The following is a 13,122-nucleotide window of genomic DNA, read 5'->3' as shown; positions in this document are numbered from 1 at the left end:
TGCCGTGGGAACCGCCGTGCACCGTCGCCCGCTCGCCGCACTGCTCGCCGCGTGTGCGCTCCTCACCGGCTGCGGCGCCCAGGACGGCCCCGAGGTCGCACCGGCGGCCGCCGCGGCCGCCGCCGTCGACCCGTGGGCGGCCCTGCCGTCCTGGACGCCACCGGGTTCCTTGGCCCCCGATCCCGAGGTGGTCGACGGGCTGACCCGGATCGCCCACCAGGACGGTCCCGAGCGCCTGGTGCTGCGCACCGCCTCCGGAGAGGTCGACTACCTGACCGGCGTCAACGTCGGCGCGACCGTGCCGGGTCACGCCCCCGGCGAGCTGGCCGTCGACCGGCCGACGTGGGTCCGCTGGTTCGAGCTGATCGCCCGTACCGGTGTCCACGCGGTGCGCGTCTACACCATCCTGCCGCCGCACTTCTACGAGGAACTGCTCGCCTTCAACGAGGCGAACCCGGACCGGCCGCTCTACCTGGTGCACGGGGTGTGGATCCCCGAGGAGGAGTTCCTGTCCTCGCGCGACCTGTGGTCGGACGAGGTGGTCCAGCGGATGGAGGCGGACGTGTCCGCCGCCGTCGCGGTGGTCCACGGGCAGGCGACGCTGCCGCCCCGGCCGGGATTCGCGTCGGGCACCTACCGCGCCGACGTCTCGCCCTGGCTGGTGTCCTGGGCGCTGGGCGTCGAGTTGGACCCCGCCGCCACCCTCGCGTCCGACCGCCACAATGCCGGACGTCCGGCCCATGCGGGCACCTACGTCCGCTCCACCGCCGACGCGTCGCCGACCGAGACGTGGCTGGCCCGGATGTTGGACCTCCTGGCCGGCCAGGAGGCGGCGCGCGGCCGCACGATGCCACTGACGTTCACGAACTGGCCCACCACCGACCCGCTGGTCCACCCGGGCGAACCCTTGCCCGAGGAGGACCTCGTCGGCATCGACGCCGAGCACGTGGTCACCACCGACGCCTGGCCCGGCGGCCGCTACGCGAGCTTCCACGCCTACCCCTACTACCCCGACTTCCAGCGCTACGAGTACGCCACCTTCGAACTCGACGGCGAGGTGGACCCGTATGCGGGATACCTGGCCGCCCTGCGCGAGCACCACGCCTCCCAGCCGGTGGTGGTGCTCGAGACCGGGGTCCCGAGTTCGATCGGCAGCGCCCACGCCGGCCCACTCGGCCGCGACCAGGGCGGACACACCGAGCCGGAGGCGATGGCGCACCTGACCGACCTGGTCGACGTCGTGGACCGCAGCGGATGGTCGGGAACCTTCCTGTTCGCCTGGGCCGACGAGTGGTTCAAGCACACCTGGAACACCGCCGACCGCGAGCTGCCGGCCGACCGGCGGGCGATGTGGCACAACGCGCTCACCAACGAGTCGTACTTCGGGCTGTTGGCGGTCGAACCCGGCGCCGACGGCCGGGTCGTCACCATCGACGGCACCGGTCGGGCGTTCGCACCGACCACCACGCAGGCGATCCACGAGGGAACGGGGCCGGTCGCCGAGGTCCGGGCCATCCACGACGCCGAGCGGCTGTACCTGCGCGTGCTGCTCGAGGGCTCCCCCTGGGAGGACGGGCGTGGCGTCACCATCGCCTTCGACGCGGTGCCCGGCGAAGGGGGCGGCCCGCTGCCCTCGACGTCGACGACGGTCGCGGACGCCGACGTGCTGCTCACGCTGGCCGACGGCGAGGCGAGGCTGCTGGCGCGCGCCTCGCTCGACCTCGACACCCGCCGCCTCGGGGGCCTCGCCGGCTACCCGCCGGCCGATCCTGCCGACCTGCGGCCGGGCTCCGGTGCGTGGGTGCCGGTCCGTCAGCTGGTGAACCGTCCGATGCACCTGCCCGCGACCGGTGCCCGGGCACCCGCCGAGTGGCACGAGGTCAACCCGCTGGTGCGCGGCACGACCGATCCGACGGCGACGGCGTTCGACGCCCACGCCACCTGGCACGCCGGTCCCGGCGTCGTCGAACTCGCCCTGCCCTGGGGGATGCTCGGCTTCGCGGACCCCTCGTCGCGGCAGTTCCTCGTCCCCGACGCCGACGGCGAGCCGACGACCGGAACGGTGGAACGGCTCGGGATGCAGGTGGTCGTCGGTGACGAACCGGCCGCGGTGACCGCCGGCTACGCCTGGGAGTCGTGGCAGTCGGTCGACTGGCACGAGCGACCCCGTCGCGGGCTCGACCAGCTCGTCGATGCCCTGCGCGAGCGGGCGCTCCCGGACGCGCGGGGCTGAACGGGCACGGCCCGCCGGAGCGCCGGTGCCCACGGACCGACGACGCTCAGCGCGCGGCGAGCGCCGCCCGGACCGCCGCGCGCACCGGGGTGCCCAACAGTTCGCCGTACCGACGCCGACCCCGCGGGTCGCGGACGACCGCGTCCTCCTCGACCGACTGCAGCAGCGCCAACGTCAGGACCGGGTCCGTGCCGGCGCGCGCCGCGGCGCCCAGGGCCGTGGCCTCCGGCGGCAGGTAGGGCACACGCAGCCGCCGGGCCGGTCGCCGCCCGAGTTCCTCGCGGACGAGCTCCACCAGCGACGCGTAGCTCAAGGTGTCGGGTCCGCCGACCTCGAGCACCTCCCCGGCCGCCCGTGGATCGGTGAGGACGCGCCCCAGGACCGTCAGCAGGTCGCTGACGGCGATCGGTTGCACGCGTGAGCGGTTCCAGGGCGTGTCGAGAGCGAACGGGGCGGTGGCGGCCGCGACCAGCAGGTCGAACGACGTGCTCCCGGCGCCGAGCACGATGCCCGCCCGCAGCTCGGTGACCGGCACCGGACCCTCGCGCAGTTCCACGCCAGCCTGGTGGCGCGCGTAGAGGTGGTCGGACACGAAGGCCAGGCGGGACTCGTCGACGATGCCACCGAGGTAGACGATACGGCGCATGCCGGCGGCCGAGGCGCCTTCGGCGAAGGCGGCCGCCGTGCGCCGCTCGCGGTCGACCAGGCCGCGCAGTCGGCCCTCCATCCCGTGCACGAGGTAGAACGCCGCGTCGCAGCCGTCCCCGGCCCGCCAGACGGCCTGTCGGTCCTCGGCGCGGCCCTGCAGGACCTCGACGCGGTCGCGCCACGGCGCCCGCAGGCGGTCCGGCTCGCGAACCAGGCAGCGGACCCGGTGGCCGCCGGCCAGCAGCGCCGGGACGAGTGCGCCGCCGACGAACCCGCTGGCACCGGTCACCAACAGCTCGAGCGGTCGGTCGGCGGGGAGTGGGGCCATCACGCGTCACCGTCCGCGTCGCCGCCGCTCCCGACGCCCACGGCGGACCCGTCGCCCGGCGTCGAGCGTTCCACCACCCGCGACGCGAGCTGCGACCCGGCGGTGGCGACCGCGGCGGCCGTGGTGGCCTGGGCCCAACCCAACGGCCCGAGGGGCCGGCAGCCGAAGAACTGACTGACGCCGGGCGTCTGCACGACGGCGGCCAGCCCGGCGGCCGATCCGAGCCCCGTCAGCAACGTCGTCGGACGCTTCCACCCACCGGCGGCCACGGTCTGCCCCAGCTGGGTACCGACCAGGGCGACCAGTCCGACCGTGCTGGCGCGGCGTGCGGTACCGGTCGTCTTGGCCGCGGCCCAGGCCGCACTCGCGCCCAGCGCCGTCGCCGTGCCGCGGATCGCGACGTCGCGCCGCAGCGCACTGCCCAGCGACGCCTCGGGGCCCTCCTTCAGCAACGTCTCCGTCGAGACGTCCTCCGGTGGACGCACCGCGATCGCGACCGCCGGCGCGAGGTCCGTGAACAGGTTGACCAGCAGGAACTGGCGCGGGTCCAGCGGGGCCGACCGGCTGAACAGCGACGCGATCGACGTGAACCCGATCTCGCCGAGGTTGCCACCCACCAGCACCGCCAACGCCTCGCGCACGGAGCCCCACAGGGCGCGGCCCTCGGCGATCGCGTCGATCAGCGTCTCGATGCGGTCGTCGGTGACCACGATGTCGGCGGCGTCGCGCGCCGCCGGCGACGAACGCTCGCCCAGCGCGACACCGACCTCCGCGAGCCGGATCGCCGCCGCGTCGTTGGCCCCGTCACCGGTCATGGCCACCACGTGCCCGTTGCCCTGCAGCGTCTGCACGACCCGCAGCTTGTGGGCCGGGGTCACGCGCGCGACGACCGCGACCTCGTCGAGCGCGGCGGCGAGCGCCTCGTCGTCGAGTTCGTCGAGATCCGCGCCCGTCAGCGCCCGCTCGCCCGGCAGCCCGAGCTCGGCCGCGATGTGCAGGGCGGTCTCCGGATGGTCGCCGGTCACCATGATCGTGCGCACCCCGGCTTCGGCGATGCCCTGCACGGCCTGGGCCGCGGTCTCGCGGACCGGGTCGGCGAGCGCGATGAGGCCGATCAGCCGCAGCCGCTCGAGCCGCTCCTCCTCCAGTTCCGGTCGCGAGGACGCCTCACGCTCGGCCACGGCGAGCAACCGGTGGCCCCGTCCGGCCAGCGCGTCGACCGAGGCGAGCACCTCGGTGCGGGCGTCGTCGTCGAGTGCGACGTCCTCGCCGCCCTCGTTGCGCCAGGTGGTGCAGGCCTCGAGCACGACCTCCGGCGCCCCCTTGACGACGAGGTAGTGCTGGCGACGCTCCCGTCCCAGCACGGCGTGCACGCCGCGGCTGGAGTCGAACGGCAGGTCGGCCACGACCTGCCACCCCGGACGCCCGTCGGCCGGGGTGACCCCGAGCCGGTCGGCGGCCACGTGCAGAGCCTCGTCGGTCTCGTCGACACCGTTGCCCTCGGCATCGCGCGACGCGCTGGCGCGCAGTCCCGCGGCCAGGATCCGGTGCAGCAACGGGTCGTCGGTCTCCCGGCGGTGGACCGTGCGCCGTCCGTCGGACACCCCGGTGAACCGCACGCGACCTTCCGTCAGCGTGCCGGTCTTGTCGACGCACAGCGTGTCGATGCGCCCCAGCGCCTCCACGGTGCGGGGGTTGCGGACCACCGCGTTGTTGGCGGCCAATCGCCGTGCCCCCGCCAACTGGCCGGCGGTCGCCACGAACGGCAACCCCTCGGGGACCGAGGCGATCGCGAGGCTGGTCGCCGTCGAGGCGACGTCGCGCAGCGGCCACCGGCGCAGCAGCCCGACGCCGGCCGTTCCCGCCGCGGTCGCCAACGCCGCCGGCAGCAGCCGCTTGGTCAGCTCCTCGAGCCGCAGCTCCACCCCGGTCGGCGGCGGCGGACCGGCCAGCGCCAGGCTGCGGGCCACCTCGGTGTGCTCGCCGGTCGCGACCACGACGGCGCGGACGGTGCCGCTCGAGATCGTGGTGTCCTCGTAGAGCATGCAGGCCCGGTCGCCGATGGCCGCTTCCGGGCAGGGTTCGGCCGACTTCACCACGGGCAGCGACTCGCCGGTCAGGCTCGACTCGTCGACCTCGCAGCCGTCGCCGGCGAGCACGCGGGCGTCGGCGGGGACGGCGTCGCCGGCGTGCAGCACGATCACGTCGCCGCGTACCAGGCGGTCCTCGCGCACCCGGTGCTCGCGGCCGTCGCGGACGACCGTGACCTCCTCGACGTCGCGTTCCAGCAGGCCGCGCACCGTGCGGTCGGCCCGCAGGCGCTGCAGCCCACCCACGAGACTGTTGATCCCGATGAGGCCGACGACCAGACCGGCGTCGGTCATCGAGCCGGTCGTCGCCGACAGCCCGGCGCCCACGCCGAGGATCGGGTTGAGCGGATTGGCGAGCTCGGCGAGGAAGGGCTCACCCGGCGAGACCTCGGCGCCGCCCGCCGCGGACACCGTGCGGCGCTGCCGTGCCTCCTGGACGCTCAGGCCCTGCTCGGCGTCGCTGTCGAGCAGTTCCAGCGCACGATCGGCCGTCAGCGTGTGCCACCGGACCCGGTCGGGCACGTAGGGCCGGGGACGGTGTGCCAGACGCACCGCCGCCCAGGTGCCGGCGGCCAGCGCGGCCGCGGCCGCCCCGTTGACCATCGCCAGACCGCGCGACCCGGCCGCCTCCCGCGGACCGGTGCCGGCGACCAGCGCCCCGAGCGCCGAACCACCCACGGCGAAGCGCGCCGAGCGCTGCGAGACCTCCCGGGCGACCGTCGTCGCCTGCACCAACGTGGCGGCATCGGCGAGCTCGCGACCGAGGATGAGGTCGGCGCCCCATGACGGGCGTCCGGTGTCGGAGACGACCCCGACGCCGACGTCAGCGGCGGCCAGGCCGCGGTGGCCCTGGCGGCCGATCACCAGCACGACGGCGCCGTCGGCCTGCAACTCCCGCACCGCCTCACCGAGCGCCCGACCGCCCGGCAGGGTCCCGTCGGCGTCGATGCGGTCCGCCACGCGACCGGCACGGCCGGCGACGTACAGCCGGTGACCGGCGGCACGCACGGCGTCGACGACGGCGTCGAGACCCGCGTCGAGCTGGTCGACCACGTCGACGACGGCCACGACCTGGCCGTCGGAGACCAGTCCCAACACCCGACCGCCGCGCGCCGTGATCTCCCGACCGCGGGCCTTCGTACCTCGCGGGACGTGCACGTCGGCGTCGGCCTCCACGGCCGCCAGCGGCGCGAGTCGCCAGCCGGATCGCCGGCGGTCGGCTTCGACGTCGTCGGCGTCGAGCAGCCGCTCGGCGCGGTCACGCAGCTCGAGCGGCACGCCCTCGCCGGACGGCGTGCACGCCCCCCGGACCTCCCACCGCGGACGGCGCACCACGTCGGCGTCCAGCACGACCGTGTCGACCCGGTCGAGGCGACGCAGCGCCGAGGCGTCGAGCGGCACGATGCCGCGGTAGGCCAGGGTGCGTCCCAGGTGCGCGGCGAACCCCTCGCGTCCCAGACGCGCCGCCTTGGGCGTCGCGACGAGGAACGCGTCGGCCGCCCGACGCGGATCGCGCGTGGCCAGCAGGGTGCCGCCGAAACCGGCCATGGAGAGCTGGCCGAGCCGGCGACCGGCCAGCTCGACGGGCCCGTCGGGCAGGCGGACCGGCCGCGGCTCGAGGTCGGGCGGCTCGATCGGCTCGTCACTGTGGATGGCGTAGAACTCGGGCTCGCGCTGGTGCCAGACGTGTCGCCGCGCACGGACCTCGCCGAGCACGGTCGCCTGGTGTGCGAGGTCGAGCAGCGCCCCGAGCGAACCCTGCGAGAGCCCGCTGGCGACCGCGGAGCCCAGCGGCAGGACCAGCGCGGTCACGCGTCGCCCGAGCACCCGTTCGGCCTGCAGACGCAGCCACGGGTTGTTGTCGACGACCGCGACCAGCCCGCCGATCTCCACCGGCAGACGGCGGACGCGTGCCAGGCGGGCCGCCAGCGACCAGCCGACGGCCAGCGCGTCCCCGGCCATGATGGCCAGCACGCGGTGCACCGGCTCGTCGTCGGAGGGGTGCTCGGCACGGTCGCTGGTGTCCCAGGCGGCCGACGTGGTCGGGCCGCGCCGGACGCCGTGGGCGTCCTCGACCGACTCGATCAGGTCGACCAGGGTCTGCAGGGTCGGCTGTCCCCCGTCGAAGGCGACGGCGACCCGGCCGGTGATGGCGTTGACCTCCGCCCACCGGACGTCGTCGAGCCGCGAGAGCGCGGTGGCCAGCCGCCGTCGGTAGCCGACGGCGGAGGGGTCGCACAGCCCGTGGACCTCGATCTGGGCGTGGTCGTGGTCCTCGTCCTCCCACACCCGTCGGTGCATGCCGAACGCGTCACCGACGAGCTCGACGCCTTCGCCGACGGCATCGCCGACCCACTCCGCGCCGTCCTCGAAGAAGCCGCGCATCTCGTCGAGATGCAGGTCGGGCATCGCGGTGTGCTCGTCGAACCACGCCGGCAGGTCGACGTCGAACAGCGACCCGAGGTCGACATCGAACAGCGACCCGAGGTCGACATCGAACAGCGACCCGAGGTCGACGTCGAACAGCGACCCGGGGTCGACATCGAACAGCGACCCGGGGTCGACGTGCCGCTGTTCGTCGCCGTTCGTGGTGCTCGCCGGAGCAGCGTCGGACGCGGGCCCGGCCCCGTTCCCGTTCCCGCCGACCGGCACCGTGTCCCCGGCACGATCGTCCGCCCCCGTCGGCTCGACCGCTCCGCCGGTCTCCGGCGCGAAGGCCTCACCGGCGATGCGGGCCGGCATGGTGGCGACCGACCACGTGAGTGACGCGGCCTGGCGCAGGGGTCCGAGGACCATGCAGTTGCTCCTGTCAGCCACCGGTCGGCGGGAGATGGCGGCTGGCGCGAGTCTCCCCACTTCCCGAGGGCGGCCGGTACGCCCACCGGGTCCGACCGGTCACTTGTCCGTCAACACCGTGGCCAGGAGCACCGCTGCACGCTCGGCGTCGTCGGCGCTGACGTCGAGATGCGTCACCAGCCGCACGAGGTGCTCCCCCATCGCACCGGCCAGCACGCCTGCGTCGCGCAGTCGTGCCAGGACCTCGGCCGCCGGCCGCGACGCCGTGTCGACGTACACGATGTTGGTCTCGACCTCGTCGGGGTCGCAGCTGCCGGGCACCGCGTCGGCGAGCGTGGCGGCGATCGTGCGGGCGTTGGCGTGGTCGTCGGCCAGTCGCTCGACGTGATGGGCCAGCACGTGACGTCCCGCCGCGGCGAGCACGCCGACCTGGCGCATCGCCCCACCGAAGCGCCGCCGCCACGCGCGCGCGGCGTCGATGACGTCCGCGTCACCGACCACGAGCGAGCCGACCGGCGCACCCAACCCCTTGGACAGGCAGAAGCTGAACGCGGTGAACACCTCGCCGTACTCGCGCGGGTCGGTCCCCGCCGCCACGATGGCGTTGAACAGCCGGGCGCCGTCACCGTGCAGCGGGACGCCGCGCTCGTCGGCCAGCGCACGCAGCGCCCGCAGCCGCTCGAGCCCGTGGATCGCCCCACCGCCGCGGTTGGTCGTCTCCTCGACGCTGATGGCACCGACGGCCGTGTACGGGAACGTCGGCGGCCGCAGGCGCGGGCGGACCAGGTCGACGTCGAGTCGGCCGCGCTCGCCGTCGATGGTGCGGAACTGCACCCCGGCGTGCAGGGCCCCGGCGCCGGCCTCGTAGGCGACCACGTGCGCGTCGGACTCGCACACCACCTCGGCGCCGGGCTCGACGAGGGCGCGCAGCAGCACCAGCGTGCCCATCACCCCCGAGGGGACGAACAGCGCGGCGTCGCGCCCGAAGCGGTCGGCGACCTCCTCCTGCAGGGCCTCGACCTCGGGGTCCTCGCGGTAGACGTCGTCACCGACCTCGGCGGCGGCCATCGCCCGGCGCACGGCCTCGGTCGGGCGGGTGACGGTGTCGGAGCGCAGGTCGATCACGGCGTGTCCTCGGCAGGTCGGTGCGGGGGTCGTTCGGCCAGCCAGGCCCCCAGGGCGTCGCAGGCGGTGGCGCCGCCGGCCAGGACCCCGGTGCGCCGCTCCCCTCCCAGGACCCGTTCCGGCGTGGTGACGGTGCCGCCGGACTCGGTGACCAGCAACCGTCCGGCGGCCCAGTCCCACGGCGAGAGACCGAACTCGAGGTAGGCGTCGAAGCGTCCGGCGGCGGTCCAGGCCAGGTCCAGGGCAGCGGCACCACCACGTCGCACGTCCCGCACGTGGCCCAGCAGGTCGGCCACGTCGGCCGCCCAGTCCCGTCGGGTGGTGACGGCGTAGGCGTAGCCGGTGGCGACCAGGGTGCGCTCGAGCGTCCCGGCCGAGCCGACCTCGGTCGGCCGACCGTTGCACGTGGCGCCACCGCCGCGCACGGCCACGAACGTCTCGTCCCGGTTCGGGTCGTGCACGACGCCGACCAGCGAGCCGGCGTCGTCCTCGCAGGCCACGGAGACGCACCAGGCCGGAAGGCCGTACAGGAAGTTGACGGTGCCGTCGAGCGGGTCGACCACCCAGCGCAGCCCGCTGGTGCCGCGGCGTTCGGCCTGCCCCTCCTCCCCCAGCAGCCCGTCGTCGGGCCGGGCCGCCGTGAGCCGCTCGGCGATGAGGCGCTCGGCGGCGCGGTCGGCCTCCGACACCGGGTCGGTGATCGTCGACTTGGTACCGAAGCCGAGGTCGTCACCGGCGGCGTGCCGGTCGGCGAAGCGGCGCAACGTGTCTCCGGCGGCCCGGGCGGTGTCGACCGCGAGGTCGCGCAGGACGGACAGGTCGGGTCGGTCAGCCAAAGAAGGTCTCCGCGACGCGGTACAGGGAGGCGGGCACGGTCTTGAGCTCCGCCGTGGCGTCGGCGAGCGCGACCGGCACCACCTCGTGGTGTTCGAAGGCGGTCATGCGGCCCCACGTCCCCGCCATCGCGAGCTCGGCGGCCTCCACCCCCATCCGGGTGGCCAGCACCCGGTCCATCGGGGTTGGCGAACCACCGCGCTGGACGTGACCGAGGATCGTGACCCGCGCCGGGAAGCCCGTGCGGTGCTCGATCTCGTGCGCGATGGCGTGGCCGATGCCGCCCAGCCGCGGACGTCCGAACTCGTCCTTGGGCGGTTCGGGGACCTCCATGGTGCCCTCACGCGGCAGCGCCCCCTCGGCCACGACCACGATCGAGAAGTCGCGTCCCGACCCGGCCCGGTGCCGCAGGTGCCGGCCGACGGCCTCCATGTCGAACGGGACCTCGGGCACGAGGATGGCGTCGGCGCCCCCGGCCATGCCCGCATAGGTGGCGATCCATCCCGCGTGGCGGCCCATCACCTCGAGCACCATCACGCGGTTGTGCGACTCCGCCGTGGAGTGCAGGCGGTCGACGGCCTCCGTGGCGGTGCGCACGGCGGTCAGGAAGCCGATGGTCAACTCCGTCGCGGCGACGTCGTTGTCGATCGTCTTGGGGATGCCCACGATCGGGATGCCCTCGTCCGCGAGGCGGGTCGCGGCCGACAGCGTGCCCTCGCCCCCGATGACCACCAGGCCGTCGAGGCGATGCACGTCCAGCGCCTGCGCGATGCGGGCGACCCCGTCGGGTTCGCGGTACGGGTCGACGCGCGAGGTGCCCAGGATGGTGCCCCCGCGGTGCAGCAACCCACGGGTGGACGACAGCGTCAGCTGCTCGACCGATGCGTCGAGCACGCCTCGCCAACCGGCGGCGAACCCGAAGGTCATCACGTTGGCCTGGTCGGCGCGACGGACGACGGCACGGATCGCGGCGTTGAGGCCGGGGCAGTCGCCACCGCCGGTCAGGATGCCGATGCGGGAGACCATCGAGGAGACGTCCTGGAACGGGGGCGGGTCGGCGCGGCGGAGCGTAGACCGCGACGGTTCGAGGTGCCGGGACCGCTCAGCGCACGAGCCGGGACACGACGGCTCCCAGCCAGCTGAGCACCATCAGTCCGGTCCCGGCCGGTAGGGCCCGGTAGGCCAGGCGCGCCGCGGCATCGCCCGTCGGACGCCCGCGGCGGACGGCCACGCCGGCCGCGAGTCCGGTCGCCGCCCCGCACACCGCGGCGGCGACGGCCAGGGCGGTCACGATCGCGGCACCGGCGACCAGGCCGGGTACGACCGACAGCAGCACGACGGCGACGCCGGAGGCGATCAACGTCCGGCGTGCGTCCGCCGCCGTGTCCTCGCGCCCGTCGGAACAGGCGACGGCGCAGCCCAGCGAACACCCCGAGCAGCCGCCGAGGTCGACCACGTCACCGTCGGTGCCGGTGGGGTCCAGTGGGCGACTCACGGCCGTTCCCCGTGGTCGTCGGGGTCGCGGTCGAAGCCGGGGGCGAGCTCGTCCCACATCTCCTCGAGGGCGCGTGGCAGGACCCGCGCGGCACCGACGACCGAGATGAAGTTGGTGTCGCCGGCCCAGCGCGGGACGGCGTGCAGGTGCAGGTGCTGGGCGATGCCGGCGCCGCCGGCGGCGCCGAGGTTCATCCCGAGGTTCACGCCCTGCGCGTTGACCTGCTCCTTGAGCACCCGCACGGCGCGACGGGCCAGGGACCACAGCTCGATCGCCGCCTCCTCCTCGAGGTCCTCGAGGTCGGCGAGGTGCTGGTAGGGCACCACCATCAGGTGTCCGGGGTTGTACGGATAGGCGTTGAAGATCACGAAGCAGTGGCGGCCGCGGTGCAGGATCAGGCTCTCGCGGTCGCGTTCGCTGCCGCGCTCGGGGATGACGCAGAAGGGGCAACCCTCGATGGGCTCCGCACCGGCGACGTAGCCGAAGCGCCACGGTGCCCACAGCCGCTGCAGGTCGTCGGCGCCGAGCCCCGGCTGGTCGTGGCGGGCGTCGCGGCCGACCTGGCCGACCGAGTCGGTGAACTCGTCCACGGGCGTGTCGGCTCCAGCGTCGCGTGTCGGCGGATGCGTGAGGCCATGAGCGTACGTGGTCGTGGCCGTCGTTCCGTTCCGCGTCCGGGCAGCCGGCAGGCGCCGGTCGCCGTCACGATGCACCTCGGGGCCGCCCGACGTTCGGCGAGGACGCAGCGCGTCGGTGGCACCACCGCCCTCGCGCCTCGCACTCGCGCGCTCATCCGAGGAAGAGCCCGAGAAGCATGAGGAGGAGCCCGAACCCGAGACCGATCAGCGGGACCGATGCCCGGAAACGTTGCATCCGGCGATCCGGCAACTGCTCGAGGAACCGCTGTTCGGCTTCGACCGCGGCCTCGTAGTGCTCCGTCCAGCTGGCACCTGGAGGGATCGAGGGTCGACGTTCCGCTTCCGGGTAAGGGGGCTCCGGCGGGAACAGGGAGCGCTTCCGACCGCGGGCTTCCCGGCTGCGATGACGGCCGGCTCCGTCACCCCGCTTCGATCTGCTCACCATTGGTCCCCCCGGGCGCCGCCAGGCTACGGCACACAGACGCCTTGTCGGCCCCGGTGGCCGCAGGTGCAGCCGGGATACGGCAGACCGCGGCTCCCGCGCGGTGTGCGGGGCTGTGGAACGTCGTCCGCACCATCCACAGCGATGCATCCCGTGGTCCTTGCCCCCACGCTGACCCGAACTTCGGTTCGAGCCATGTTCGCCTCTTCCGCTGCCGCCGCCAGGCCCGTCGCTCGCCACGGGTCGACCGGTCCCGTGACGTCGTCCGGGCGGGTGGCGCGAACCGTCCGCGGCGGGCGTCGCCGGCACCGCGCCGTGGAGGTCGCGGCGAACGAGCGGGCCGGCTACGACACCGGTCGTCGCGACGAGGACCGTCCCCCGACGCCGGACGGTCCGGACCCGGCACCCGCGGGCGACCTGCGTGGCGCGGTCGCCACCGCCGCGGCGGCCCTGGCGCAGGTCCACCGGCTCGGCTGACACTGCTGCCGAGGTT

The 13,122-nt window shown here is 74.8% G+C and carries 9 protein-coding genes; 2 read left to right on the top strand and 7 right to left on the bottom strand.

Annotated elements, in window-relative coordinates:
* The first annotated feature begins 4 nt into the window (after positions 1-4).
* On the top strand, positions 5-2,233 hold the full coding sequence (locus ELR47_RS08730) for a hypothetical protein (protein ID WP_130649550.1): 2,229 nt from the start codon (positions 5-7) through the stop codon (positions 2,231-2,233).
* A 46-nt stretch (positions 2,234-2,279) separates the two neighbouring features.
* On the opposite strand, the gene ELR47_RS08725 is transcribed toward ELR47_RS08730, so the two are convergent.
* From ELR47_RS08725 to ELR47_RS08695, 7 genes are all read right to left on the bottom strand, one after another.
* On the bottom strand, positions 2,280-3,209 hold the full coding sequence (locus tag ELR47_RS08725; protein ID WP_130649549.1) for an NAD(P)H-binding protein: 930 nt from the start codon (positions 3,207-3,209) through the stop codon (positions 2,280-2,282).
* On the bottom strand, positions 3,209-8,095 hold the full coding sequence (locus ELR47_RS08720; RefSeq protein WP_130649548.1) for a cation-translocating P-type ATPase: 4,887 nt from the start codon (positions 8,093-8,095) through the stop codon (positions 3,209-3,211). Before ELR47_RS08720 ends, ELR47_RS08725 begins: the two co-directional genes overlap by 1 nt.
* Positions 8,096-8,194: 99 nt before the next feature.
* Positions 8,195-9,220, bottom strand: coding sequence for a threonine aldolase family protein (locus ELR47_RS08715; RefSeq protein ID WP_130649547.1), 1,026 nt, complete (start codon positions 9,218-9,220; stop codon positions 8,195-8,197).
* Positions 9,217-10,056: an inositol monophosphatase family protein gene (locus ELR47_RS08710; RefSeq protein ID WP_130649546.1), complete on the bottom strand. Its 840-nt coding sequence runs from the start codon at positions 10,054-10,056 to the stop codon at positions 9,217-9,219. The genes ELR47_RS08715 and ELR47_RS08710 overlap by 4 nt, the downstream gene beginning before the upstream one ends.
* Positions 10,049-11,080, bottom strand: coding sequence for a 6-phosphofructokinase (locus tag ELR47_RS08705; RefSeq protein WP_130649545.1), 1,032 nt, complete (start codon positions 11,078-11,080; stop codon positions 10,049-10,051). Before ELR47_RS08705 ends, ELR47_RS08710 begins: the two co-directional genes overlap by 8 nt.
* Before the next feature lie 76 nt (positions 11,081-11,156).
* Positions 11,157-11,549: a hypothetical protein gene (locus ELR47_RS08700; RefSeq protein WP_130649544.1), complete on the bottom strand. Its 393-nt coding sequence runs from the start codon at positions 11,547-11,549 to the stop codon at positions 11,157-11,159.
* The gene (locus ELR47_RS08695) at positions 11,546-12,139 is read right to left on the bottom strand and encodes an HIT family protein (protein WP_205745527.1); all 594 of its coding nucleotides are present in this window, start codon (positions 12,137-12,139) and stop codon (positions 11,546-11,548) included. The genes ELR47_RS08700 and ELR47_RS08695 overlap by 4 nt, the downstream gene beginning before the upstream one ends.
* Positions 12,140-12,944: 805 nt before the next feature.
* On the opposite strand from ELR47_RS08695, the gene ELR47_RS18295 reads away from it, so the two are divergent.
* Positions 12,945-13,106 carry a hypothetical protein gene (locus ELR47_RS18295; RefSeq protein ID WP_165403957.1) on the top strand — a complete coding sequence of 54 codons (162 nt, stop codon included), beginning with the start codon at positions 12,945-12,947 and terminating at the stop codon, positions 13,104-13,106.
* Positions 13,107-13,122 lie beyond the last annotated feature (16 nt).

Origin of the sequence: Egicoccus halophilus, from assembly GCF_004300825.1 — a bacterium.
GTDB lineage: Bacteria > Actinomycetota > Nitriliruptoria > Nitriliruptorales > Nitriliruptoraceae > Egicoccus > Egicoccus halophilus.
This window is presented reverse-complemented; position numbering and strand designations above follow the sequence as displayed.

What these genes read in the sequence shown, in the direction of transcription:
- ELR47_RS08720 (WP_130649548.1), bottom strand. Translation starts at nt 8,095, where the DNA reads ATGGTCCTCGGACCCCTGCGCCAGGCCGCGTCACTCACGTGGTCGGTC.
- ELR47_RS08725 (WP_130649549.1), bottom strand. Translation starts at nt 3,209, where the DNA reads ATGGCCCCACTCCCCGCCGACCGACCGCTCGAGCTGTTGGTGACCGGT.
- ELR47_RS08705 (WP_130649545.1), bottom strand. Translation starts at nt 11,080, where the DNA reads ATGGTCTCCCGCATCGGCATCCTGACCGGCGGTGGCGACTGCCCCGGC.